Below are 23,611 nucleotides of genomic sequence, written 5' to 3' on the forward strand. Positions count from 1 at the left end.
ATGATCGACTGCGTCGAGAACCGCCTCCTCACCTCGCGCCGCGGCCTTCTGCTCGGCGGCGCCTCGTTCGCGGCCTGGGCCTATTTGCCGAAATTCGCGCGCGCGGCCGACGGTCGCGATCCCAGGCTGATCGTCGTGATCCTGCGCGGCGCGCTCGACGGGCTCTCGACCGTCGCGCCGGTCGGTGATCCCGATTATGCCGGCCTGCACGGATCGATCGCGCTCGCGTCGGATGGCGCGCATCCCGCGATCATGCTCGATTCCTTCTTCGCGCTGCATCCGGCGATGCCGGAGTTTGCGCGGATGTATCGCGACAAGCACGCCGCGGTGATCCACGCGGTGGCGACGCCCTATCGCGACCGCTCGCATTTCGACGGCCAGGACGTGCTCGAAAGCGGCTATGCCGGTCCGGGCCGCGTGCAGTCCGGCTGGCTCAACCGCGCGCTGGAAGCGCTGCCGCGCGGCGAGCGCGTCTCGAGCGGTCTTGCCGTTGGCCCGACCACGCCGCTGGTGCTGCGCGGCAACGCGCCGACCGTCGGCTGGGCGCCGGTTGCGCTGCCGCAGGCCGACGACGACACCGCGATGCGCCTCGTCGATCTCTACCGTCACCGCGATCCCGCGTTGGCGATGGCGCTGTCGCAGGGCCTCCAGCTCGACAAGGTCGCGAGCGGCGACGACATGAAGCCGAAGGGCGGCAATCAGGTCGCGCAGATGCGTCAGGTGGCGCGCGGCGCGGCAAAGCTGATGGCCGCCGACGATGGCCCACGCATCGCCGCGCTCGCCTTCGACGGCTGGGATACGCATGCCAATGAAGGCGGCCCGGTCGGCCGCCTCGCCTTCCTGCTCGGCGGGCTCGACGGCGCGCTCGCCGAATTCGAGGGCGGCCTCGGCGAGCGCTGGCGCGACACTGTCGTGGTCGTCGCAACCGAGTTCGGCCGCACCGCGCGCATCAACGGCACCGACGGCACCGATCACGGCACCGCCACCGTCGCGCTGCTCGCCGGCGGCGCGGTGAAGGGCGGCCGTGTCATCTCCGACTGGCCCGGCCTCAAGCTCGCCAACCTCTATGAGGCCCGCGACCTCAAGCCGACCACTGATCTGCGCTCGGTGATCAAGGGCGTGCTGCAAGGCCAGTTCGGTCTGTCGGACCGCGTGCTGGCCGAGACGGTGTTTCCGGACAGCGCAAGCGCAAGGCCGATGAAGGGGCTGGTGGCTTAGCCGTCATTCCGGGGCGCGGGTAGCGCGAACCCGGAATCCATACCTCCATACGTTCCGCCGCAAAATGGATTCCGGGCCCGCGCCTTGCGGCGCGTCCCGGAATGACGACATGATGAGCTGAACATCAGGAGACCATCCATGTACATCGCCATGAACCGCTTCCGCGTCGCCAAGGGCTCCGAGGCCGCCTTCGAGCAGGTCTGGCTCTCGCGCGACACGCATCTGGACAAGGTGCCGGGCTTCGTCGAATTCCATCTGCTGCGTGGGCCCGAGCTCGAGGACCACACCCTGTACGCCTCGCACACCGTGTGGGCGAACCACGCGGCGTTCGAGGCCTGGACCAAATCGGAGGCGTTTCGTGCCGCGCATCACAAGGCCGGCGACAACAAGCCGCTTTATCTCGGCCATCCGCAATTCGAAGGTTTCGAGGTGATGCAGACGGTCGGGCGCGGCGCCAAATAGCACCGCGCTTCAGAGGTCAGCCCAGCGTGATCTTGTCGATCTCGGCAAGATCATCAGTGCTGAGCTTCCAGGCGATCGCCTTGACGTTCTCCTCGATCTGCTCGACGCGGGTGGCGCCAGCGATCACGCTCGACACTTGCGGGCGTCCGGCGAGCCAGGAGAAGGCGAGTTCGAGCATGCTGTGTCCGCGCGCCTTGGCGAAGGCCTGGAGCTTCTCGACGATGTCCTCGTTGCGCGGCGTGACGTAGCGGTCGCGCAGCCGCGGCACCTTGCCGAAGCGGCTGTCATCAGGAGCGCTCTCGCCCTTCCGGTATTTGCCGGTCAGAAGTCCGCTTGCGAGCGGGAAGAACGGCAACAGGCCGAGCTTGTATTCCGTTGCTGCCGGCAGCAGATCCTTCTCGATGTCGCGCACCACCAGGGAATATTCGTCCTGGCAGGAGACGAAGCGGCTGACATTCATCGCGCGTGCGACGTACTCCGCCTCGGCGACCCGCCAGGCCGGAAAGTTCGAATTGCCGATGTAGCGGACCTTGCCCTGCCGGACGAGATCGTCGAGCGCGCGCAGGCTCTCCTCGATCGGCGTCAACGGGTCATAGTCGTGCTGCTGGTAGAGATCGATGTAATCGGTCTTCAGCCGCTTCAGGCTCGCTTCCACCGCGTTGATGATGTAGCGGCGCGAGGCGCCCTGCTTGGTCCCGTCCTCCGCCATCGGCTTGGAATACTTCGTCGCCAGCACGATGTCCTTGCGGCGGTCGCCCAGGACAGTGCCGAGCACGTTTTCCGAGCCGCCCATGTTCGAATAGATGTCGGCGGTGTCGAACAGCGTGATGCCGAGGTCGAGCGCGCGATGAATCACCTTGCGCGAGGTCTCGAGGTCGGTGCGCTGGCCGAAATTGTTGCAGCCGAGCCCGACCGCGGACACGCGAAGGCCGGAGGCGCCGAGATTACGAATTTCCATGAGAGATCCTGTCAGATGAGCAGCGGCGCATTGTGACCACCGTGCGCCGCAGCAGCAAGCTGCTCACCGCGCTGCTGCCATGCCGGCAGAGCGGACAAAAAAGTGCGGCCCCTGTCAGACGCGGCGACTGACGGGGACCGCTTGGGGGCGCTTGATCGGTGACGGGGGGCCTGATCAGACGCAGGCGGAGCCTAGTCCCGCTATGTAACGCACAGGTGACATCCGGAGTTATCCACAGGCTGCGCGCTAGAATTAAAACAGCTTGCGATAGACGATGAAGCCGGACCGCTCCGCGACCTTGTCGTACAGGCGCTGCGCCGTGACGTTGGTCTCGTGCGTCTGCCAGTAGACGCGCGGCGATCCCGCCAGTTTCGCCCGCTCGTATACGCCGTGGATCAGCGCCGAGGCGACGCCCTTGCCGCGTGCGGCCTCCAGCGTGAACAGGTCCTGCAAATAGCAGGACGGCTCGATCGCGGTGGTGCTGCGATGGAACAGGTAGTGCGTCAGCCCGAGCAGCCGGCCGTCGCTTTCGGCGACCAGCGCATGCACGGGTTCATAGGCGTCGAAGAAGCGCTGCCACGTCATCCGCGTGATCTCGGGCGCGAGCGCGGTCGGGCCCGAACGGCCGTAGAAGGCGTTATAGCCGTCCCACAGCGGCAGCCATTGATCGTAGTCCTGCTTGGTGACGGAGCGAACGGTGAGCGACATCTGGAAATTCCGCGATCGATGAAGTGCCCTTCATACGTGATGAAGGGCGCGTCGATCAATCGCGCTGTGACGCTATTCAGCGGCGCGCAAGTACCGGATCAGCTTGCGGCCGGTGGGGTCGCGCAGCGCGCGGTAGTAGTCGGCGCGCGAGGGCGCATCGGTGTGGCGTACGAGGTCGGTCACCGGGGTGTAGCTCAGCATGCGCCCGCCGTCGGGCAGCGCGGCGCAGACGAAGCGCAGCACTTCGCCACTGCGCAAGGCGATGTTGATCGGCGTGGCATCGCCGATCCGCACCATCTCCATGCGCTGCGCGATGAAGGTGGCGAGCTCGTCCTCCGGCAGTTCGAACGCGCCGGTGTCGCGGCCGTGATACATCAGCGCGACGAAGGGCGGCTTGCCGTCGGCGATGTCGTCCGGCACAGCAAAATAATCTCGGAACGCGCGGTTGATGAATTCGGCGCGCGTCTCGGCATCGAGCAGCACGATGCCGATATCGACCTGGTCGAGCGCGGCCGACAGCCGCGCGGCGGTGGCGTGGCTCTGACGCTCGGCGGCAAAGGTGCCGAGCAGCCGCTCGCGCATCAGGCCGGTGATCGCGGCAGTGCAGGCGGTCGTCACTGCGAGGAGGCCGAGCTGGACCAGATCCGCGGTCGCAAAGGGCATGGCGCGGTGGAAGAAGAGGAGCAGCGCCGCGCCGGTCACGGCGAGGGCCGCGCTGGTGATGGCGGAGGCGAAACCCGACAGCGCGCCGGCAAGCGCCACGATGCAGACGAACAACGGCGCGGGCGAGGGGACAGAGCGATCGAACAGGATCGCCAGCAGCAGGGTCGCCGCTGTCAGCACCGGACCGCAGATCGCACGCCATCCGAGTCGCATGGCCTGTCTCGTTCCTCCCTGAACGAGGTAAGGCGGCGATACTGACTGATGGGTGCACCGGTGCGGTGTGAATTCGTGCGAAGTGCTTAAGGGCGGCTTGCGGCGGTGCGCAAAGCTTTCGGATGATTTTAGACCAAGTGCGCGTGCCTGACGCGTTGCTGCGCCACGGGCGCATTCAGTGTCGAGGTGCCCGAGCTCTTGCGCATGCCGGTGAAAATCAACAGCGATGCCGCGACCAGGATGGCCGCAGTCAGGGTGATTGCAACGACTACCACAGGTGACTTCATCGATGTCCTGTCGCGATGCCGGTCGGCGCGGGTCACGCGGCGCCCTGAAGGCTGGTCCAGGATGAAACGGGAATCAGACCGGCAGGCCCATCGCCATGGTCGCCTTGGTCGACAGCACCGTCAGGGTGACGATCAGGCACAGCGAGAGCGCGGCGACGGCGAGCGAGGCCGCGACCGCGTTGGTCAGCCGGGAAGACGCAACGGTAGCGGGTTGGCCCTGAAAGCCTGCCGTGCCGGACGCCCGAGTCATGGGTCTAAATCCTTCAACGTGCGAGCGAATCACCCGCGACTTTCCAGAATTTCCCAGTTTCAACCGGCAACATTGCGGCGGCTGCCGCAACGAAAATGGCGGGATTGCGGCAAAGACGACCCTTATGCCCGCTATTTCACCACGAGCGGGCCCGCGACATCAGGCGCTGGCGGCGATGCTGGCGGGGTCGTCGACGTCGGCCGGCCGCCAGTCCATTGAGACGAAGCCGGGCGCAGCCTCCACGCGCTTCAGCCAGTCCCGGATCGCCGGGAAGGTCGAGAGGTCGAAGTCGCAGCGGTCGGCGAGATGGGTATAGCCGTACAGCGCGATGTCGGCGACCGTGAGCTGGCGCGCGGCAAAATAGGCGTTGGTCTTGAGATGGTTCTCCATCACCTGGAGCGCACCATAGCCGCGTTCCATCCAGTCCTCCAGCGAATGGGTCTGGAGGTCGCGGCCGCCCTTGACCAGCGACAGCCAGAAATAGGCGGCGCCGATGTTCGGCTCGAGCGCGTGCTGCTCGAAGAACATCCATTGCAGCGCCTCGGCGCGATCGATGCGGTTCTCAGGCGCGAGCGGCGTGCCGACGGCGACGTACCAGAGGATGGCGTTGGACTCGGCGAGATAGCGGTCGCCGCCGACATCGAGCAGCGGCACCTGGCCTGACGGGTTCTTGGACAGAAAGTCCGGCGTACGGCTCTCGCCGCGCAGAATGTCCACCTCGACCGCTTGGTAAGGCAAGTTCAACAGCGCCAGCGCAAGGCGGACCTTGTAGCTGTTGCCGGAGCGTTGCATCGAATAGAGCTTGTACATTCTGGGAGGTCTAAACCGAGGACGGGAAGGCGCGGCGCTTGTTGCCCCGAACCGCGGCTAAACAATGATGCCGATGCGAATCCGCCGCAAGAGCCAGCCTATAGAAAAACTCGAAAACCCTACCGCACTGCAACGCCACGGAAGATCATTTCCACACGACGATGCAAATCAGATCACGCTTGCGTCAACGTGGGCGACGCATTGCGCCGTGCATTCGTGTGAGATCGCTGAGCGATCCAATCGGGGGTAGGGCGTTGACGCCTCCGCAATCGTCATGGCCGGGCTTGACCCGGCCATCCACGCCTTGCCGCGCGGCACGAAGAACGTGGATGCCCGGGACATAGGCGAGCGCAAGCGACGCCGTCCTTCGGACGACTTTGCTCGGGCATGACGACGGTCTGATTTCATGACGGCCAACACGCAAAATTGCTCCGAGGACAGGCCTTGCCGGATATGAGGGATTCGGGCGGCAAAGTGACGGAATATTGCGGGAAATCGCGCGTCGAAACGCCGGAATCCGTAAACTTTTGCGAGATCGGGCCGAAGTTTCTTGCGGCGCAGCGGCACACGTTTTAGGATGGCTCCATTCCCACAATCAGAGTCGTGACGACCCATGGGTTCACGACGCTTGTCAGGAGATGACGATGTCCTTCCTTGCCGCTGCGCTCGACCGTGTGAAGCCGTCCGCGACCATCGCGGTCACGGATAAAGCACGTGCGCTGAAAGCGGCGGGCCGCAACGTCATCGGCCTCGGCGCCGGCGAGCCCGACTTCGACACGCCCGCCAACATCAAGCTGGCGGCGATCCACGCCATCGAGGCCGGCAAGACCAAGTACACCGCGGTCGACGGCATCCCCGAGCTGAAGGAAGCCATCATCGCGAAGTTTCAGCGCGAGAACGGCGTCGTCTACAAGCCGAACCAGATCATCGTCGGCACCGGCGGCAAGCAGGTGCTCTACAACGCGCTGATGGCGACCATCAATCCGGGCGACGAGGTGATCATCCCCGCGCCGTACTGGGTCAGCTATCCCGAGATGGTGGCGCTCGCCGGCGGCGAGCCGGTGCCGGTGGTCTGCACCGCGGCGACCGGCTTCAAGCTCGGGGCCGAAGCGCTCGAGCGCGCGATCACGCCGAAGACCAAATGGGTGATCCTGTGCTCGCCGTCGAACCCGACCGGCGCGGCCTACACCCGGGCCGAGCTGAAGGCGCTCACCGACGTGCTGGTCAAGCACCCGCATGTGTGGGTGATGACCGACGACATGTACGAGCACCTCGTCTATGACGACTTCCAGTTCACCACCGTCGCGCAGGTCGAGCCCAGCCTCTACGACCGCACGCTCACCGTGAACGGCGTGTCGAAGGCCTATTGCATGACCGGCTGGCGCATCGGCTATGCCGGCGGCCCGGCCCAGCTCATCAAGGCGATGTCGACCATCCAGTCGCAGTCGACCTCGAACCCGTGCTCGATCGCACAGTGGGCCTCGGTGGAGGCCCTGAACGGTCCGCAGGAGTTCATCCCCGCCAACAACAAGGTGTTCAAGGAGCGCCGCGACCTCGTCGTCTCCATGCTCAACCAGGCGAACGGCATCGAGTGCCCGCGCCCCGAAGGCGCGTTCTATGTCTATCCGTCCTGCGCCGGCACGATCGGCAAGAAAGCGCCGTCGGGCAATTTGATCTCCAACGACGAGCAGTTCGTCACCGAGCTGCTGGAGACCGAAGGCGTCGCCGTGGTGCAGGGCTCGGCCTTCGGCCTCGGCCCGGCGTTCCGCATCTCCTACGCGACCAAGACCTCGGATCTCGAAGACGCCTGCAAGCGCATCCAGCGCTTCTGCGGCAATTTGCGCTGAGCCAATCGCGACAATGATTGAAAAGGCCCGCTTCGCGCGGGCCTTTTTTTATTTGTGCGTCGATCGCGCTGAGTCGGATGGACATTTGCCCTGATTGATATGCTGCCATGCCCCTCACCCGGATCGACCGGACGATGCTTCGCATCGCCGAGGCGATCCGACCTCTCCCCGCAAAAGAGCGGGGAGAGGTTAGGGCGCTTGCGTCGTGAGGGACGCAATGCTCGCTCGCTCCCTTGCCCCGTTCTTACGGGAGAAGTGGGGTGAAGGGCTCTCTCCGCGCGTTCGGTTTCAGATGTGTCCGATCTGGCACCGCCAGGACTCTTGTGGCATAGACCATCGCGCGCCACGGGTAGGGTGTCCGCTCTGCTCGCATCACATTCATCGCCGGAGACATTCATGCGCCGCTCATTCCTCCTCGCCGGGCTCGCCGCCGCCAGCCTCGTTGCCTCCGTCGCAAACGGCGGCGCACAGCAGCAGCGGATGGTGCGGGTCGGCGTGCTCGAATGCCGCGGCGGTGCCAGCGTTGGCTTCATCGTGGGATCGGTGACCAATCTCGGCTGCGTCCTGCGTGCCGACGGTTTGCCGGAGGATCGCTACGTCGCGACCATCCGCAAAGTCGGTCTCGACATCGGCATCACCCAGGAGACCGCGCTTGCCTGGGGCGTGTTCGCGCCGGTGGACCGACTCGGACCGGGCGACCTCTCCGGCACCTATGCGGGCGCGCAAGGCAGTGCGTCGGTCGGCGTCGGCCTCGGCGGCAACGTGCTGGTCGGGGGCTCCAACAATTCGATCGCGCTCCAGCCGCTCAGCGTGCAGGGCCAGGTCGGCCTCAACGTCGCCGCCGGCCTCGAGAGCCTGGAACTCCGCCCCGGCCGCTAACAATTATGCGTGTGATCGCGCCGTTCCACCGGCGCGATCACGACGACGCACCGCAGCGACGTTTGACGCTTGCCAAATCTCGGGGACGGGCAGAGCATCCGCGTTTGCCGACCCAATCATGGGCCGAGCTCCACACCAAGGAGGCGGCGAATGGGACAAGACGTCAGAAGTCCCCGAGGTCCACGGTGCATTGCGCTGGTGGGCCCATTCCAAAGCGGTAAAACCACACTTCTTGAAGCGATATTGGCACGAACGGGCGCAATCCCGCGTGCCGGCAGCGTCGATGCCGGAACTTCCGTCGGCGACGCCACGCCCGAGGCCCGTCATCACAAGATGACCGTCGGCCTCACTGCCGCCACCACGAGTTTCATGGGCGACAGCTACACCTTCCTCGACTGTCCCGGTTCCGTCGAATTCGCCCACGACATGCGCGCCGCGTTGCCCGCGGTCGATGCCGTGGTCGTGGTCTGCGAAGCCGACGAGAAGAAGCTGCCCCAGCTTCAGATCATCCTGCGCGAGCTGGAGGAGCTGAAGATTCCGCGTTTCCTGTTCCTCAACAAGATCGACCGCGCCAACAAGCGCATCCGCGAGACGCTCGCAACGCTCCAGCCCGCTTCGCGCGTGCCGCTGGTGCTGCGCCAGATCCCGATCTGGAAGGACGAGTTGATCGAGGGCTTCGTCGATCTCGCGCTGGAGCGCGCCTTCATCTATCGCGAGCACAAGGCCTCCGAGGTGATCGCGCTCGAAGGCGGCGATCTCGACCGCGAGAAGGAGGCGCGCTTCTCGATGCTGGAGAAGCTCGCCGACCACGACGATGCGCTGATGGAACAGCTGCTGGAGGACATCCAGCCGCCGCGCGATGCCGTGTTCGACGATCTCGCCCGCGAATTGCGCGAAGGGCTGATCTGCCCGGTGCTGCTCGGCGCTGCCGGCCGCGAGAACGGCGTGCTGCGCCTGATGAAGGCGTTGCGCCACGAGGCGCCGGGTGTTGCGGAGACCGCCAAACGTCTTGGCGCCCCCGAGAGCAAGGACGCGCTCGGCTATGTCTTCAAGACGCTGCACTCGCAGCACGGCGGTAAGCTGTCGCTGACGCGGCTGCTCGCCGGCCATCTCGACGACGGTGCCACGCTGCAATCCTCCTCCGGCGGCGCAGGGCGCATCTCCGGCATCCTCGCCGTCAACGGCGCCTACGACACCAAGCGCGCCTCGGCGGAAGCCGGCGACACGGTCGCGCTCGCCAAGGTCGATCCGGTCAAGACCGGCGACATGGTCTCGAGCGGCAAGACCCAGCCGGCAGCGCTTGTCGCCGCAGAACCGACGTCGGCCGTGCTCGCGATCTCGGTTGCGGCCACCGACCGCAAGGACGACGTCAAGCTCGGCCAGGCGCTGATGCGGCTGCATGAGGAGGATCCCTCGCTCATGGTCGTGCAGAACGCAAAGACCCACGACACCGTGCTGTGGGGCCAGGGCGAGATGCATCTGCGCGTCGCCAGCGAACGTCTGCGCGATCGCTTCGGCGTCAAGGTTGCCTCGCATCCGCCCGCGATCGGTTATCAGGAGACCATCCGCAAGCCGATCACCCAGCGCGGCCGTCACAAGAAGCAGTCAGGCGGCCACGGCCAGTTCGGCGATGTCGTGCTCGACATCAAGCCGCTGCCGCGCGGCGACGGCTTCAAATTCGCTGAGAAGGTGGTGGGCGGCGCGGTGCCGCGCAACTACATCCCGGCGGTGGAAGAAGGCGTCGTCGACGGGCTCACGCGCGGTCCGCTCGGTTTCCCCGTCACCGACGTGCAGGTGACGCTGACCGACGGCTCCTATCACAGCGTCGATTCCTCCGATCTCGCCTTCCGTACCGCCGCGCGGGTCGGACTCAACGAAGGCCTGCCGCAATGCCAGCCGGTATTGCTGGAGCCGATCCACGTGGTCGAGATCGTCTGCCCGACGGATGCCACCGCCAAGATCAACGCGATCCTGTCGGCGCGGCGCGGCCAGATCCTCGGCTTCGACACCCGCGACGGCTGGAGCGGCTGGGACTGCGTCCGCGCCATGATGCCGGAAGCCGAGATCGGCGAGCTGATCGTCGAGCTGCGGTCAGCCACCGCCGGTGCCGGCAGCTTCACCCGTCAGTTCGACCACATGGCCGAAGTTACGGGCCGCGCCGCCGACCAGATCATCGCCGCGCATCAGCACGCGGCGTAAGTCGCCGCGCGTAGTAAGGGACGCACCGCTCTCTCACTCCCTCTCCCCGTTCTTGCGGGGAGAGGGGGGGCAGGGGCTGCGTCCGAGCGCACGGCGAAAGTTGGACTCACGCACCCTCCTCCTCTTCGTCATTGCGAGCGTAGCGAAGCAATCCAGACTGTCTCCGCGGAGGCGGTCTGGATTGCTTCGTCGCAAGAGCTCCTCGCAATGACGGAGGAGACTGCCGGGCAGCCCTTGCACTCGCCCCACAATGATGTATTTACATCATTGTACATATCTGAAATATCACTTATAAGCTCTGATACGTGAGGCCAAGGTGATCACGTCATTCCAGATGCGGGCAGCCCGCGCGCTGCTCGGCATCGACCAGAAAACCCTGGCCGAGCTCGCCGGCGTGTCGCTGCCGACCATCCAGCGGATGGAGGCCAGCACGGGCAATGTTCGCGGCGTGGTCGAGACCTTGATCAAGGTGGTCGAGGCGTTCGACCGGGCCGGCGTCGAACTGATCGGCGAGCAGGCGCGCAGCGACAGCGGCGGACGTGGTGTTCGCCTGCGGGAGCCCGGGCCGCCGCGTCGCGCCGGAGCATGATCGGGCGTTGATCGTGCTCGGGATCAGAATGACCTAGCGCATCGTCGCGCACGCGGGGGCGCGGGACGCACGATGCTTCGGAGCATTGTGGGGCATGAGCATCACGAGCGATCACGCAAGCCGGCTGCATCAGCTGCGTCAGCCGACCTTTGCCGAACTGTACCTGCCAAAGCTCGTCACCGTCTGGCGTGAGGGCTATGGCCTCGCGGATTTCCGCGCCGACGTCTTTGCTGGTCTCACGGTTGCGATCGTGGCGCTGCCGCTGTCGATGGCGATCGCGATCGCCTCAGGCGTGACGCCGGACCGCGGCCTCTACACCGCCGTTGTCGGCGGCTTCCTCGCGTCGCTGCTCGGCGGCAGCCGGTTCCAGATCGGCGGACCGGCCGGCGCCTTCATTGTGCTGGTTGCGGCGACCGCGGAGCGGCACGGCGTCGACGGTGTGATCCTCGCCACCATGATGGCGGGCCTGTTCCTGATCGCCGCGGGCCTCCTGCGCATCGGCACCTACATCAAGTTCATTCCCTATCCGGTCACGGTCGGCTTCACCGCCGGCATTGCCGTGATCATCTTCGCCAGCCAGCTCCGCGATCTCTCAGGGATCACGCTGGCGGGCAAGGAGCCCAGCGAATTCGTCCCGAAACTCGCAGCGCTGGTCGGAGGCCTGCCTACCCTCAACGCGTCGGCGCTTGCCGTCGCAATCGGCAGCATCGTTATCATCGCCGCCCTGCGGCGCTGGCGGCCGTCCTGGCCCGGTATCCTGATCGCGGTCGTGTTTGCTGCGGTCGTCAGCGCCGTGCTGTCGCTGCCGGTCGAGACCATCGGATCGCGCTTCGGCGGCATCCCGCGCGAACTGCCGTCGCCCGCGCTGCCCGCGTTCTCGCTTGCGAAGGTGCAGGCGGTGCTGCCGGATGCGATCGCCTTCGCGCTGCTGGCCGCGATCGAATCGCTGCTGTCCGCCGTGGTGGCCGACGGCATGACCGGACGCCGGCACCGCTCCAATTGCGAGCTGGTCGCGCAGGGCGTCGCCAATGTCGGCTCGGCACTGTTCGGCGGCATCTGCGTCACCGGCCTGATCGCGCGCACCGCGACCAACATCCGCGCCGGCGCGCGGGGGCCGCTCGCGGGCATGCTGCACTCCGTCTTCCTGCTGCTGTTCATGCTGATCGCAGCACCGCTCGCCAGCTACATCCCGCTGGCCGCGCTCGCCGCCGTGCTGGTCGTGGTGGCCTGGACCATGGCGGAGAAGCAGGAATTCGCGACGCTGCTGCGCTCCTCCTGGGGCGACGCCGTCGTGTTGCTCGCGACCTTCCTGCTCACGATCTTCCGCGACCTGACCGAAGGCATTCTGGTCGGCTTCGCGCTCGGCGCGGTGCTGTTCATCCATCGCATGTCGGAGATGACGGGTATCGAGGAGCGCACGCCGCTGGTGGCCGCCGACCGTCCCGATGACGGCAATGGCGAACGCGTTCCCTACGATCCCGCGCTTGCGGTCGATCGCGACGTGCTGGTCTATCGCATCACCGGCGCGTTCTTCTTCGGCGCCGCGTCCGCGATCGGAGGCGTGCTCGACGGCATCGCCGACAAGCGCAAGGGTTTCGTGGTCGATTTCGCCGCGGTGCCGTTCCTGGATTCGACGGCGGCCAACGTGCTCGGCCGCGTCGCCGCCAAGGCCCACCGCCAGGGCATCAGGCTGTTCATCACCGGCGCCTCGCCCGCGGTCCGCCGCGCGCTGCTGACCCATGGCGTCACCCCGCCGCGCGCCCGCTATCGCGAGACCATCGAGCGCGCGGTCGCCGACATCAAGGGCGGCGCGGCAAAGCGCGCGGCCGCCCCGGATGGTGCCGCCGCGCACTAGTGGCGCTGGCGCGCTTGACAGAGCCCGCGGGACGCGAAATGGATCGCCTCGGATACGATCCGGGGAGAAGATGACCGTGACCAAGGCTCCCGCAGCCTGTCTGATCGGATGGCCGGCAGCGCATTCGCGCTCGCCGCTGATCCATCATTACTGGCTGCGCACGCTCGGGATCGCCGGCGGCTATGTCATCGAGGCGGTCCCGCCCGACGATCTCCGCGATTTCGTGCTGCGGCTGTCGCTGCGCGGCTTCGTCGGCGCCAACGTCACCATCCCGCACAAGGAGGGCGTGCTGGCACTGTCGACGCCCGATGCGCGCGCCAAGGCCGTCGGCGCCGCCAACACGCTGTGGTTCGAGGACGGCGAGCTGCACGCGACCAACACCGACGTCGAGGGCTTCATCAACAATCTCGATGCCAGCGCGCCGGGCTGGGACGTGGCCGAGGAGGCGCTGGTGCTCGGGGCCGGCGGCTCCGCGCGCGCGGTCGTGTTCGGCCTGCGCGAGCGCGGCATCAAGCGCATCCATCTCGCCAATCGCACCATCGCGCGGGCCGAGACGCTGGCGAAGGAGTTCGGGCCGAACGTGCAGCCCGTTACGTGGGACGGGATCAACGACGTGCTGCCGCGTGCAAAACTTCTCGTGAACACGACTTCGCTCGGCATGCACGGGCAGCCTTCGCTTGATGTTGATGTTGCACGCCTGCCGGAGGGGACCGTCGTCGCCGATCTCGTCTATGTCCCCCTGGTGACGCCGCTGCTCGCCGCAGCAAAGGCGCGCGGCCTCAAGACCGCCGACGGGCTCGGCATGCTGCTGCACCAGGCCGTGCGCGGCTTCGAGCTGTGGTTCGGCCGGCGGCCGCGGGTCACGGCCGAGCTACGCGCACTGGTCGAGGCCGATCTCACAAAGTCTTGAAAGAATAGCGCGCGGTCTTCGGAGTTCTCTATCCGTGGGGACAATCGGAGACAATCATGCCTGTTCAACGTGCAACTTTCACACGTCCGCTCATCGCCGTCGCGATGGTGGCCGCTTCCACCCTCTATGCCTTCGCGCAGAAGGCGTCGGTGCCGACGCGCGTGCGCGGCACGATCGAGCGCGTCGACGGCGACACCCTGCAGGTCAAGTCGCGCAGCGGCGAGGACGTCAAGCTCCACATCGCATCCGATGTGCGCGTGTCCGGCATCACCAAAATTTCACTCGCCGACATCAAGCCCGGCTCCTTCGTCGGCGCGACCACGGTGCCGGGACCTGACGGCGGCGACAACGCCGTCGAAGTGCATGTGTTTCCGGAGAGCATGCGCGGCACCGGCGAAGGCTCGCGCCCCTATGACCTCAAGCCCAACTCCAGCATGACCAACGCCACGGTGTCGGAGAGCGTGGTCGGCAATGACGGCCATACGCTGCTGGTCAAGTACAAGGACGGCGAGAAGAAGGTGTTCGTCCCCGACAACACGCCGGTGGTGACCTTCGTGCCCGGCGACAAGACCGACCTGAAGGCCGGCGCCAAGGTGATCGCCTTCATGAAGCAGTTGCCGGACGGCTCGTTCGAGACCAACCGCGTCAACGTCGGGCGCGATGGCCTCACGCCGCCGATGTGATCGTCACGGCCGGGAATAGCGGCGGTCACACGGGGTTGCCGTGTTTGACCGTCGCAACGCCCTGGAGGGGACAATCATGCCGAAGCTGAAAAACTGGATGCCGCGCGCCGTCGCGGCAGCCTTCGCGACCTTTATCGCTGTTTCCTCTGTCTCGGCGCAGCAGGCGCCGACAGTGCGCATCCGCGGCACCATCGCGAGCGTCGACGGCAACATGCTCGACATCAAGACGCGCGAGGGCAGCGACGTGAGGGTACGCATGACCGACAACGTCGCGGTGTTCGCCGTGGTGAAGACGGAGCTGTCGGAGATCAAGGAGGGCTCCTATATCGGCGTCACCGCCATGCCCGAGCCCGACGGCACCCAGAGGGCGATCGCCGTGCACATCTTCCCTGAGAACCAGCGCGGCGCGGCCGAAGGCTTTCGGCCCTGGGACGCGCGCGCCAACTCGACCATGACCAACGCGACGGTCTCGCAGACGATCAAGGGCACCGACGGTCAGAACATCACGGTGAAATACAAGGACGGCGAGAAGAAAGTCGTGGTGCCGCCGGACACCCCGATCGTCACCTTCGTCGCCAGCGACAGGTCCGAGATCAAGCCGGGCGCCAGGCTGATCATCTTCGGCGCGGCGAAGAAGGAGGACGGCTCGCTGGAGGCAAACCGCGTCAACGTCGGCAGGGACGGGATTACGCCGCCGATGTGACACGAAGTGTCATTCTGGGGCGCGCGAAGCGCGAACCCGGAATCTCGAGGTTCCCCGGTGCGCAACTGCGCACCTGAGGTCTGGTCCTTCGGACCATCCCGGAACGACGAACTAAAACTTGTAGGGTGGGCAAAGGCGCAACGCGCCGCGCCCACCGCTTCCCTGCATTTCACGAAGTTGGTGGGCACGCTTCGCTTTGCCCACCCTACGGCACTGCGCTTGTCCGGGACGACGATGTTGATTGTGGCGCGTTCTTCGCGCCTCAACGCCTCACACCGCAATGATGTGATCGTCGATCTCCTCGATCCTGTTGACGCCGCACAGGCCCATGGTCGTCAGCAGTTCCTTCTGGATGATGTCGATCGCTTTGGCGACGCCGGCCTGGCCGCCGGCGCCCAGGCCATAGGCGTAGGCGCGGCCGATCATGCAGGACTTTGCGCCGAGCGCGAGTGCGCGCATCACGTCCTGGCCGGAGCGGATGCCGCCGTCGAACATGATCTCCATCCTGTCACCGACGGCATCGACGATCTCGGGCAGCACCTCGATCGAGGACGGCGCGCCGTCGAGTTGCCGGCCGCCATGGTTGGAGACCACGATCGCCTGCGCGCCGGTCTTCGCGGCGAGCTCGGCGTCCTCGACGTCGAGAATGCCCTTCAGGATCAGCTTGCCCGGCCAGATGCTGCGGATCCAATCGATGTCGCTCCAGTTCAGCGAGGTGTCGAACTGCGAGTTGATCCAGGTCGACAGCGAGGTGATGTCGTCGCTGACCTTCAGATGACCGGCGAGATTGCCGAAGGTGCGGCGCTTGCCCTGCAGCACACCCGACACCCAGGCCGGCTTGGTGGCGAAATCGATCAGCTTCGAGAGCGACCATTCCGGCGGCACGGTCATGCCGTTCTTGATGTCCTGGTGGCGCTGGCCGATCACCTGGAGATCGACGGTCAGCACCAGCGCCGAGCATTTCGCCGCGATCGCGCGTTCGATCAGCGCCTTGATGAAGCCGCGGTCCTTCATCACGTAGAGCTGGAACCAGAACGGCTTCTCGACGCTGGCGGCGATGTCCTCGATCGAGCAGATCGACATCGTCGACTGCGTGAACGGGATGCCGGCGGCCTGCGCGGCGCGGCAGGCGTGGATCTCGCCGTCGCCATGCTGCATGCCCAGGAGGCCCACCGGCGCGAGCACCAGCGGCATGGTCGAGGGCTCGCCGAGGATCGTCGTCGAGGTGTCGCGCTTGGAGACGTCGACCAGGATGCGCTGGCGGAACTTGATCGCCTGCATGTCCTCGCGGTTGGCGCGCAGCGTTTCCTCGGCATAGGAGCCGCGGTCGCAATAGTCGAAGAACGCCTTCGGCACGCGGCGCTTATGCAGCGCGCGAAGATCGTCGATACAGGTGATGTGCTTCATGAACGTGTCCCCGGCCCGTCTCGTATCCGAAAGTCTTGCATCGGAAGATCGAGGCGTCATCTAGCATGGTTGGATGCACAGCCAAATCGTTTGAGAGGAGGGTGCCATGACAAGGCCGCACGCCGCACCGACACCGGAAGAGATCAAGGAGAAGAAGGACCTCGAGGACGCCCTGGAAGAGGGCCTCGAAGAGACCTTCCCGGGCTCGGATCCCGTCAACGTCACCCAGCCGGCGCCGAGCCGCGCTGACGGCCATGTGAAGCGCTCCAAATAGGGGCGGGTTCCGCCCCGTTCCGGTTCCCTAACGGGAAATATAGTGTTAACAATCGGTTAGTGGGGCGAAGTCCGCCCCTATCCCGTAATGATTAATCACATTTTTTGAAGCCAAGTTAGCCGCGATGGCCTTATAAGACCTCAGCAAATCAGGGATGCGGGGCCCGTTCGGGCACTTCGTGGTTGTAGAGGGGATTCCCTGGTTGTTGCGTGGGGGACGATATGAGCCGCAAATATTTCGGGACGGACGGGATTAGGGGCCGCGCCAACGGACTGATCACGCCGGAGCTCGCGCTCAAGGTCGGCCAGGCCGCAGGCCTTGCGTTTCAGCGCGGTGACCACCGCCACCGGGTCGTGATCGGCAAGGACACCCGCCTGTCCGGCTACATGATCGAATACGCGATGGTCGCCGGCTTCACCTCGGTCGGCATGGACGTGCTGCTGGTCGGCCCGATGCCGACGCCGGCGGTCGCGATGCTGACCAAGTCGATGCGCGCCGATCTCGGCGTGATGATCTCGGCCTCGCACAACCTGTTCGAGGACAACGGCATCAAGCTGTTCGGCCCCCAGGGCTTCAAGCTCTCCGACGACGTCGAGAGGCAGATCGAGCAGCTGCTCGACGAGCCCATCGAGAAGCGGCTGGCACAAAGTGCCAGCTTGGGCCGCGCCCGCCGTATCGACGGCGTGCATGACCGCTACATCGAATTCGCCAAGCGCACGCTGCCGCGCGATCTGTCGCTCGACGGGCTGCGCGTCGTGGTCGATTGCGCCAACGGTGCCGCCTACAAGGTGGTGCCGGAAGCGCTGTGGGAGCTGGGCGCCGACGTGGTGCCGATCGGCGTCGAGCCCGACGGCTTCAACATCAACAAGGAATGCGGCTCCACCTCGCCGGAAGCGCTGTCGAAGAAGGTGCGCGAGATGCGTGCCGACATCGGCATTGCGCTGGACGGCGACGCCGATCGCGTCATCCTGGTCGACGAGCGCGGCCACATCGTCGACGGCGACCAGCTGCTCGCGGTGATCGCGCAGAGCTGGAAGGAAGACGGCCGGCTGTCGCGGCCGGGCATCGTCGCCACCGTGATGTCCAATCTCGGGCTCGAGCGCTTCCTGAAGGGGCAGGGGCTCGATCTCGTGCGCACGCCGGTCGGCGACCGCTACGTGCTCGAGCAGATGCTGAGCGGCGGCTACAATCTCGGCGGCGAGCAGTCCGGCCACATCATCCTGTCCGACTACGCCACCACCGGCGACGGCTTCGTTGCTGCCTTGCAGGTGCTGGCCGTGGTGCAGAAGTCGCGCCGGCCGGTGTCGGAAGTCTGCCACCGCTTCGATCCGCTGCCGCAGATCCTCAAGAACGTTCGCCACAAGGGCGGCAAGCCGCTCGACGATTCCGACGTCAAGTCGGCGATCTCCGACGGCGAGAAGCGCCTCAACGGCCACGGCCGCCTGCTGATCCGCTCCTCCGGCACCGAGCCCGTGATCCGCGTCATGGGCGAGGGCGAGGATCGCATCTTGGTCGAGGATGTCGTCGACACCATCGTCTCGGCGCTGGGACAGGCGGCGGCCTGAGCTCGTAGCCATCCTTCGAGACGCCCGCCTTTGGCGGGCCCTCAGGATGAATTCTTGTTTCTCGGCGAAATCTGAAACCCTCATGGTGAGGAGCCCGCCCAAAGCGGGCGTCTCGAACCATGCAGGCCGCGCTGCTTCGCAGTGAAACCGGCCGCGGAGCGCATCCCAGCTATCGACGTTTGGCGGTGGTTCCACCGCCGCTTGCATCGTAGTTAGGCAGTGCGGCGGTTCGCCGCGCCTGCCGGGATCGTTCCATTGAACAAGCCTGTCGTCGTATCTGCGGAAACGCTGACCGAGCCCGTCGTCGTCGGCGACGTGGCGCCCGCCGCCGCCAGGGCGGCGGGGCCGGCCTATGTCGTGCTCGCCGGCATCAGCTTCTCGCACTTCCTCAACGACACCATGCAGTCGCTGATCGCCTCGGTGTACCCGATCCTGAAAGACACCTACGCGCTCGACTTCGCGCAGATCGGCATGATCACGCTGGCCTTCCAGTTCACGGCTTCGCTGCTTCAGCCGGTGGTCGGGCACTACACCGACAAGAAGGCGCAGCCTTATTCGCTGGCGATCGGCATGGCCTCGACCTTCTTCGGCCTCCTGCTGCTCAGCGCCGCGCACCAATATCTCGTTATCCTCCTCGCCGCTGCGCTGGTCGGTCTCGGCTCGGCGGTGTTTCATCCCGAATCCGCGCGCATCGCGCGGCTCGCCTCCGGCGGCCGCTACGGCTTTGCGCAATCGGTGTTCCAGCTCGGCGGCAGTTTCGGCACGTCGATGGGCCCGGTGCTGGCGGCGCTGATCGTGGTGCCGTTCGGGCAGGGCAGCATCGCCTGGTTCTCCTCGATCGCGTTCCTTGCCATCGTCGTTCTCTGGCGCATCGGCCGCTGGTACGCGCCGCAGATCAAGGCGAAGAAGACGGCGGCGGTTCAAGCCCATCCTGATGCGCCGAGCTCGCGCCGCGTCGCGGTCGCGCTCGCCGTGCTGGTGGCGCTGCTGTTCTCAAAACAGCTCTACGTCTCGAGCCTGTCTAGCTACTACATCTTCTATCTGATCGACCGCTTCGGCGTGTCGACGCAGGCCGCCCAGATCTATCTCTTCGTCTTCCTTGCCGCGAACGCGGTCGGCGCGTTTCTCGGTGGTCCGCTCGGGGATCGCTTCGGGCGCAAGATCGTGATCTGGATCTCGATTCTGGGCGCGCTGCCGTTCACGCTGGCGCTGCCCTATGCCGGGCTCTACGCCAGCGCCGTGCTCAGCGTCATCATCGGCCTGATCATCTCTTCGACGACGTCGTCGATCATCGTGTTCGCGCAGGAACTGGTGCCGCACCGCTTCGGCATGATCTCCGGCGTGTTCTTCGGCGTCGCCTTCGGCATCGGCGGCCTCGGCGCGGCCGTGCTCGGCAAGCTCGCCGACCACACCTCGATCGAGTTCGTCTATCAGGTCTGCGCTTATCTGCCGGCGATCGGGCTGCTCGCGGTGTTCCTGCCCGAGCTGCCGCGGCAGACGCGTTAACGGATCCTGTTTCGCTGCATTGCGGCTTCATACATTGTTAGCAATTGGGACGCGTGGCGCTGCATTTTTGCAACGCTACCGCCGCATCCCGCGTGTGCAGTCACAAAAAATCAACCTTAAAAATTAGGGTTAAGTGGCGCTTAAACATTTGCTGCCATCGTCCGCCTGTGAGTTTCCAGAACGTGAGGCGGCTGCATTTTTTGCCTCACCGGCCATAAGGACGAAGCCAAATGCGTAGCGTTAAGTCTCTCCTTGCCGCGGGTGCGGCAACCCTGATCTCGTCGATGGCGTTCGCCGCCGATATGCCGATCGCGGCGCCCCCTCCCATGTACGCGCCGCCGGCCCCTGCGGCTGACTTCGGCGGCTGGTATCTGCGCGGCGACATCGGCTTCAGCAATCAGAAGGTGAAGCAGCTCAACCCGAGCTTCGTCGATCCCGGCATCAGCATTGCGTCCACCCAGGGGCTCGGCTTCGACACGGCCGGCATCTTCGGCCTCGGCGCCGGTTACAGGTTCAACAGCTGGTTCCGCGCCGACGTGACCGGTGAATATCGCGGCAACGCCAATCTGCATGGTCTCCAGATCATCAATTTCAACGGCGCTCCGGCCTTTACCGACGAGTATCATGGCAGCAAGTCGGAATGGCTGGTGCTCGCCAACGCCTACGTCGATCTCGGCACCTGGTGGTGCATCACCCCGTTCATCGGTGCCGGCGTGGGTGCTTCGCGCAACACCATTTCAAACTTCCAGGACATCAACACGCCGAACGGCGGTGTTGCTTTTGCACCGAACACCTCGAAATGGAACCTCGCGTGGGCCGCGCATGCCGGTCTCGCCTACAAGGTCAATCCGAGCCTCACGCTCGAACTGGCCTATCGCTATGTGGACCTCGGAGACGCAGTCACCGGTACGCTCACCGACTTCACCGGCCTCAACCGCGGCCGCACCATGCAGTTCAAGGACATCACCTCGCATGACCTGAAGTTCGGCGTGCGCTGGGACCTCAGCAGCCCGCCGGTCTACGCGCCGCCGCTCGTCACCAAGGGCTGATCGGCAAGCCGATCGGTTAGGACTTCTTAACGGCGCGGGACCCTCCCGCGCCGTTTTGCTTTGCGTATTTTTCATTGCTCGTGGCGACAAGGGCTCCGACGCAACCATTGGTTAAGGTTAACGAGCCATGATCATGGCGAAAGTTCGAGTTCGATGGAGCGTTCCGATGCGTAGGCTTTTGTTGGCGGCGGCGATGTTGGGGACGGTGTCTGCCGCGCAAGCGGCCGATATGCCGGATCTGCCGTTCCTGCGCGGCAGCTTCACGGACGGTCTGTCGAGATCCAACGTCAACTGGCAAGGCTACTATGTCGGCGGTCAGGGCGAGTACGGCGCGATCACGTCGAAGATCTCCTCCACCATCAACAGCGACATCCAGTCGACCTTCGTCACACCGGGCCCGGCCTACAATTGGCAACCGCTCGCGTTCGCGCACAGCAACAGCGCCGGCTATGGCGCGTTTGCCGGCTATAATGGGCAATGGGACGACGTCGTGCTCGGCGTCGAGGCCAACTACATTCATGGTGGTTTCAAGTCGACATCGAACTCGGTCGGACAGACGTTCAACAACCTCAACGCGGTCATTGCCACCACCGCGACATCCGCAGTCGTCGGCGTGTCTGACTTCGGATCGCTGCGCGCGCGAGCCGGCTATGCCTGGGGATGCTTCCTGCCTTACGCCTTTATCGGTGGCGGGGTCGGCAGCCAGACCGTCGATCGCTACGCCTCGGCGTCTCCGTCGTCGGTGCAGCCTGCGACGACCTTCGCGAGCAAGAGCAAGCTGGTCTACGGTTATTCCGGCGGCCTCGGCTTCGACGCCATGCTGGTCGGCGGCCTGTTCGTCCGTGTCGAATACGAATATTTGCGGGTGACGTCGGACATCGAGTCGAACGTCAATAGCGTCCGCGCCGGGCTCGGATACAAGTTCTGAGCGCCGCGCATGGCGCCGATTGACAGGCCCTGCGAGCCCTGATGCTCTGTCGCCAGACAGTGGGGGCGGCAGCGATGCAGATCTACGGCGATACCAATTCCGGCAATTGTCTCAAGGTGAAGTGGGTTTGCGACAAGCTCGCATTGCCCTACGACTGGATCGAGATCGACACCCGCAAGGGTGAGACGCGCACGCCGCAATTCCTTGCCATGAACGGCGCCGGCCAGGTGCCGACCGTCGCCTTCGACGATGGCCGTACGCTGGCGCAATCCAATGCCATCATTCGCTATCTCGCCCGCGACAGCGCGCTGATTCCGCGCGACGCCTTTGTTGCTGCCAAGATGGATGAATGGTTGTTCTGGGAGCAGTACAGCCACGAGCCCTATATCGCGGTGTGCCGCTTCCAGCTCGTCTATCTCGGCAAGGACGCCTCCGAGCTCGACCCCGAAAAGGTCAAGCGCGGCTATGCGGCGCTCGACCGCATGGAGCAGCATCTCTCCGGCAGCCGCTTCTTTGCGGGCGAAGCGGTCTCGCTCGCCGACGTCTCGCTGCTCGCCTATACCCGCGTTGCGCATGAAGGCGGCTTCGATCTCGGCCGTCATGCGGCCGTTCGCCGCTGGATCGGCGAGACCGAGGCCTTTCTCGGCCTTCCGCCGGCGCGTTGAGTCCGGAGTACCTCATGAACGCCGGAACCGTTTCCATTCGTCGCGCGCGCCGCGAGGATGTCGCCGCGATCGTGGCGATGCTCGCCGACGATCATCTCGGGCGCGCCCGTGAGCGGGTGGAGGATCCGCTGCCCCCGGCCTATTACGAAGCGTTCGAGCGGGTCGAGCGCGATCCAAATCTCACGCTGGTGGTTGCCGAGAGCGAGGGCAGGGTGGTCGGCTGCCTGCAACTTGCTGTGCTGTCAGGCATCAGCTCGCAAGGCGGCACCCGTGGTCTGCTCGAAGACGTGCGCGTTGCCACTGATTGTCGCAGCCGCGGCATCGGCGAGCAATTGGTGCAATGGGCCATCGCGGAAGCGAAAGCGCGCGGCTGCAATCTGGTCGAACTGTTGACGCATCAGACGCGAGTGGACGCGCAGCGCTTCTACAAGCGGCTCGGATTCACAGCTAGTCATGTCGGCATGACTGTCCGCTTTTGAGGCAGTAAGAGCGTTTTCGAGCGAAGTGGATACCGGTTCGCGTAAAGAAAACGCGTCAACACAAAAATCAAGAGTCCCATTCCGATTGTATCGGAATGGGGCTCCGGCCGCGCACCTTGCGCAATCAGCAAATTCGGATCGCGCATTCGTTCATGTTAAGAGCCGGTAAACTACCCAGCCGTCGTTCACGTTGAGGTGGGAACGATCGGTGCTACGGCAGCGTCAGACACCGAGCTCGGTCGGTTCGGGGATTTCGATGACAAGCTATTCGATGATCAAGGTCGGCAACGGCTATGTTGTGCAGGCCAACGACAAGTGCATTTTGAAGGTCGGCAGCCGACGCAAGGCCGCGCAATTGATCAGCGAGGCCACGGACTTGCTGAACGCGCTCGCCACGGTCGAATCCCCCGATATCGCGCCGGAAGCGCCATCACTCGCGCGTGAGGTCCCGGAACTTCCTTGACGACTCTTCCCGTTTCCCGTATCAGCCGCGGCGGGACACCT

Annotated in this window: 25 protein-coding genes; 18 read left to right on the top strand and 7 right to left on the bottom strand. The window is 65.2% G+C overall.

Annotated features, from left to right (window positions below; all coding sequences use genetic code 11):
- Positions 1–1,218 carry a DUF1501 domain-containing protein gene (locus tag XI08_RS09330; protein ID WP_271574190.1) on the top strand — a complete coding sequence of 406 codons (1,218 nt, stop codon included), beginning with the start codon at positions 1–3 and terminating at the stop codon, positions 1,216–1,218.
- A 138-nt stretch (positions 1,219–1,356) separates the two neighbouring features.
- A complete protein-coding gene (locus XI08_RS09335; RefSeq protein WP_008544592.1) occupies positions 1,357–1,680 on the top strand; it encodes an antibiotic biosynthesis monooxygenase family protein in 324 nt (107 codons plus the stop codon).
- Positions 1,681–1,696: 16 nt separating this feature from the next.
- Here the strand turns inward: XI08_RS09335 and XI08_RS09340 are convergent, their stop codons facing one another.
- The 6 genes from XI08_RS09340 to XI08_RS09365 all read right to left on the bottom strand — a co-directional run bounded on the left by XI08_RS09340 (position 1,697) and on the right by XI08_RS09365 (position 5,569).
- Positions 1,697–2,638, bottom strand: coding sequence for an aldo/keto reductase (locus XI08_RS09340; RefSeq protein ID WP_271574191.1), 942 nt, complete (start codon positions 2,636–2,638; stop codon positions 1,697–1,699).
- A 252-nt stretch (positions 2,639–2,890) separates the two neighbouring features.
- Positions 2,891–3,346 carry a GNAT family N-acetyltransferase gene (locus XI08_RS09345; RefSeq protein WP_027548413.1) on the bottom strand — a complete coding sequence of 152 codons (456 nt, stop codon included), beginning with the start codon at positions 3,344–3,346 and terminating at the stop codon, positions 2,891–2,893.
- 72 nt (positions 3,347–3,418) lie between these two features.
- A complete protein-coding gene (locus tag XI08_RS09350) occupies positions 3,419–4,222 on the bottom strand; it encodes a PAS domain-containing protein (protein ID WP_271574192.1) in 804 nt (267 codons plus the stop codon).
- 128 nt (positions 4,223–4,350) lie between these two features.
- Complete coding sequence (locus XI08_RS09355; protein WP_271574245.1) at positions 4,351–4,545, bottom strand: hypothetical protein; 195 nt, start codon at positions 4,543–4,545, stop codon at positions 4,351–4,353.
- A gap of 37 nt (positions 4,546–4,582) precedes the next feature.
- Positions 4,583–4,759, bottom strand: coding sequence for a hypothetical protein (locus XI08_RS09360; RefSeq protein ID WP_164937506.1), 177 nt, complete (start codon positions 4,757–4,759; stop codon positions 4,583–4,585).
- Between the two features lie 159 nt (positions 4,760–4,918).
- Positions 4,919–5,569: a glutathione S-transferase family protein gene (locus XI08_RS09365; protein WP_271574193.1), complete on the bottom strand. Its 651-nt coding sequence runs from the start codon at positions 5,567–5,569 to the stop codon at positions 4,919–4,921.
- 644 nt (positions 5,570–6,213) lie between these two features.
- On the opposite strand from XI08_RS09365, the gene XI08_RS09370 reads away from it, so the two are divergent.
- The 8 genes from XI08_RS09370 (at position 6,214) to XI08_RS09405 (ending at position 15,234) form a co-directional block, all read left to right on the top strand.
- Entirely contained in the window at positions 6,214–7,416 is a 1,203-nt protein-coding gene (locus XI08_RS09370; RefSeq protein WP_027548410.1) for a pyridoxal phosphate-dependent aminotransferase, read from the top strand.
- Between the two features lie 396 nt (positions 7,417–7,812).
- Positions 7,813–8,295, top strand: coding sequence for a DUF992 domain-containing protein (locus XI08_RS09375; protein ID WP_027548409.1), 483 nt, complete (start codon positions 7,813–7,815; stop codon positions 8,293–8,295).
- Between the two features lie 150 nt (positions 8,296–8,445).
- Positions 8,446–10,494, top strand: coding sequence for an elongation factor G (locus XI08_RS09380; protein WP_271574194.1), 2,049 nt, complete (start codon positions 8,446–8,448; stop codon positions 10,492–10,494).
- Positions 10,495–10,810: 316 nt separating this feature from the next.
- On the top strand, positions 10,811–11,083 hold the full coding sequence (locus XI08_RS09385) for a helix-turn-helix domain-containing protein (protein ID WP_271574195.1): 273 nt from the start codon (positions 10,811–10,813) through the stop codon (positions 11,081–11,083).
- A gap of 94 nt (positions 11,084–11,177) precedes the next feature.
- Complete coding sequence (locus tag XI08_RS09390; RefSeq protein ID WP_271574196.1) at positions 11,178–12,938, top strand: SulP family inorganic anion transporter; 1,761 nt, start codon at positions 11,178–11,180, stop codon at positions 12,936–12,938.
- A 70-nt stretch (positions 12,939–13,008) separates the two neighbouring features.
- Positions 13,009–13,848: a shikimate dehydrogenase gene (locus tag XI08_RS09395; RefSeq protein WP_271574197.1), complete on the top strand. Its 840-nt coding sequence runs from the start codon at positions 13,009–13,011 to the stop codon at positions 13,846–13,848.
- Positions 13,849–13,904: 56 nt separating this feature from the next.
- A complete protein-coding gene (locus XI08_RS09400) occupies positions 13,905–14,531 on the top strand; it encodes a hypothetical protein (RefSeq protein ID WP_271574198.1) in 627 nt (208 codons plus the stop codon).
- A gap of 97 nt (positions 14,532–14,628) precedes the next feature.
- On the top strand, positions 14,629–15,234 hold the full coding sequence (locus tag XI08_RS09405; RefSeq protein ID WP_442869787.1) for a hypothetical protein: 606 nt from the start codon (positions 14,629–14,631) through the stop codon (positions 15,232–15,234).
- Positions 15,235–15,504: 270 nt separating this feature from the next.
- On the opposite strand, the gene XI08_RS09410 is transcribed toward XI08_RS09405, so the two are convergent.
- Entirely contained in the window at positions 15,505–16,641 is a 1,137-nt protein-coding gene (locus tag XI08_RS09410) for an alpha-hydroxy acid oxidase (RefSeq protein WP_271574200.1), read from the bottom strand.
- A 106-nt stretch (positions 16,642–16,747) separates the two neighbouring features.
- Here XI08_RS09410 and XI08_RS09415 point away from each other — a divergent pair, with 106 nt between their 5' ends.
- The 8 genes from XI08_RS09415 to XI08_RS09450 all read left to right on the top strand — a co-directional run bounded on the left by XI08_RS09415 (position 16,748) and on the right by XI08_RS09450 (position 23,570).
- Positions 16,748–16,915 carry a hypothetical protein gene (locus XI08_RS09415; RefSeq protein ID WP_167771152.1) on the top strand — a complete coding sequence of 56 codons (168 nt, stop codon included), beginning with the start codon at positions 16,748–16,750 and terminating at the stop codon, positions 16,913–16,915.
- Positions 16,916–17,136: 221 nt separating this feature from the next.
- On the top strand, positions 17,137–18,480 hold the full coding sequence (gene glmM, locus XI08_RS09420; protein WP_027547690.1) for a phosphoglucosamine mutase: 1,344 nt from the start codon (positions 17,137–17,139) through the stop codon (positions 18,478–18,480).
- 255 nt (positions 18,481–18,735) lie between these two features.
- Positions 18,736–19,986 carry an MFS transporter gene (locus tag XI08_RS09425; RefSeq protein ID WP_271574201.1) on the top strand — a complete coding sequence of 417 codons (1,251 nt, stop codon included), beginning with the start codon at positions 18,736–18,738 and terminating at the stop codon, positions 19,984–19,986.
- Positions 19,987–20,216: 230 nt separating this feature from the next.
- Positions 20,217–21,035: an outer membrane protein gene (locus XI08_RS09430; protein WP_271574202.1), complete on the top strand. Its 819-nt coding sequence runs from the start codon at positions 20,217–20,219 to the stop codon at positions 21,033–21,035.
- Positions 21,036–21,201: 166 nt separating this feature from the next.
- Positions 21,202–21,963: an outer membrane protein gene (locus XI08_RS09435; protein WP_271574203.1), complete on the top strand. Its 762-nt coding sequence runs from the start codon at positions 21,202–21,204 to the stop codon at positions 21,961–21,963.
- Positions 21,964–22,037: 74 nt separating this feature from the next.
- Positions 22,038–22,628: a glutathione S-transferase family protein gene (locus tag XI08_RS09440; RefSeq protein ID WP_271574204.1), complete on the top strand. Its 591-nt coding sequence runs from the start codon at positions 22,038–22,040 to the stop codon at positions 22,626–22,628.
- A gap of 14 nt (positions 22,629–22,642) precedes the next feature.
- Entirely contained in the window at positions 22,643–23,107 is a 465-nt protein-coding gene (locus XI08_RS09445; RefSeq protein ID WP_271574205.1) for a GNAT family N-acetyltransferase, read from the top strand.
- Between the two features lie 271 nt (positions 23,108–23,378).
- On the top strand, positions 23,379–23,570 hold the full coding sequence (locus XI08_RS09450) for a hypothetical protein (protein ID WP_235885730.1): 192 nt from the start codon (positions 23,379–23,381) through the stop codon (positions 23,568–23,570).
- The last annotated feature ends 41 nt before the right edge of the window (positions 23,571–23,611 follow it).

The sequence above is a fragment of the Bradyrhizobium sp. CCBAU 11361 genome, assembly GCF_028128935.1.
In the GTDB taxonomy this organism is placed as follows: domain Bacteria; phylum Pseudomonadota; class Alphaproteobacteria; order Rhizobiales; family Xanthobacteraceae; genus Bradyrhizobium; species Bradyrhizobium niftali.

Coding starts and splice junctions, on each gene's coding strand:
- XI08_RS09360 (WP_164937506.1), bottom strand. CDS start 4,759: ATGACTCGGGCGTCCGGCACGGCAGGCTTTCAGGGCCAACCCGCTACC.
- XI08_RS09370 (WP_027548410.1), top strand. CDS start 6,214: ATGTCCTTCCTTGCCGCTGCGCTCGACCGTGTGAAGCCGTCCGCGACC.
- XI08_RS09405 (WP_442869787.1), top strand. CDS start 14,629: ATGCCGCGCGCCGTCGCGGCAGCCTTCGCGACCTTTATCGCTGTTTCC.
- XI08_RS09340 (WP_271574191.1), bottom strand. CDS start 2,638: ATGGAAATTCGTAATCTCGGCGCCTCCGGCCTTCGCGTGTCCGCGGTC.
- XI08_RS09430 (WP_271574202.1), top strand. CDS start 20,217: ATGCGTAGCGTTAAGTCTCTCCTTGCCGCGGGTGCGGCAACCCTGATC.
- XI08_RS09365 (WP_271574193.1), bottom strand. CDS start 5,569: ATGTACAAGCTCTATTCGATGCAACGCTCCGGCAACAGCTACAAGGTC.
- XI08_RS09410 (WP_271574200.1), bottom strand. CDS start 16,641: ATGAAGCACATCACCTGTATCGACGATCTTCGCGCGCTGCATAAGCGC.
- XI08_RS09400 (WP_271574198.1), top strand. CDS start 13,905: ATGCCTGTTCAACGTGCAACTTTCACACGTCCGCTCATCGCCGTCGCG.
- XI08_RS09330 (WP_271574190.1), top strand. CDS start 1: ATGATCGACTGCGTCGAGAACCGCCTCCTCACCTCGCGCCGCGGCCTT.
- XI08_RS09445 (WP_271574205.1), top strand. CDS start 22,643: ATGAACGCCGGAACCGTTTCCATTCGTCGCGCGCGCCGCGAGGATGTC.
- XI08_RS09395 (WP_271574197.1), top strand. CDS start 13,009: ATGACCGTGACCAAGGCTCCCGCAGCCTGTCTGATCGGATGGCCGGCA.
- glmM (WP_027547690.1), top strand. CDS start 17,137: ATGAGCCGCAAATATTTCGGGACGGACGGGATTAGGGGCCGCGCCAAC.
- XI08_RS09450 (WP_235885730.1), top strand. CDS start 23,379: ATGATCAAGGTCGGCAACGGCTATGTTGTGCAGGCCAACGACAAGTGC.
- XI08_RS09390 (WP_271574196.1), top strand. CDS start 11,178: ATGAGCATCACGAGCGATCACGCAAGCCGGCTGCATCAGCTGCGTCAG.
- XI08_RS09435 (WP_271574203.1), top strand. CDS start 21,202: ATGCGTAGGCTTTTGTTGGCGGCGGCGATGTTGGGGACGGTGTCTGCC.
- XI08_RS09350 (WP_271574192.1), bottom strand. CDS start 4,222: ATGCGACTCGGATGGCGTGCGATCTGCGGTCCGGTGCTGACAGCGGCG.
- XI08_RS09375 (WP_027548409.1), top strand. CDS start 7,813: ATGCGCCGCTCATTCCTCCTCGCCGGGCTCGCCGCCGCCAGCCTCGTT.
- XI08_RS09335 (WP_008544592.1), top strand. CDS start 1,357: ATGTACATCGCCATGAACCGCTTCCGCGTCGCCAAGGGCTCCGAGGCC.
- XI08_RS09440 (WP_271574204.1), top strand. CDS start 22,038: ATGCAGATCTACGGCGATACCAATTCCGGCAATTGTCTCAAGGTGAAG.
- XI08_RS09380 (WP_271574194.1), top strand. CDS start 8,446: ATGGGACAAGACGTCAGAAGTCCCCGAGGTCCACGGTGCATTGCGCTG.
- XI08_RS09415 (WP_167771152.1), top strand. CDS start 16,748: ATGACAAGGCCGCACGCCGCACCGACACCGGAAGAGATCAAGGAGAAG.
- XI08_RS09345 (WP_027548413.1), bottom strand. CDS start 3,346: ATGTCGCTCACCGTTCGCTCCGTCACCAAGCAGGACTACGATCAATGG.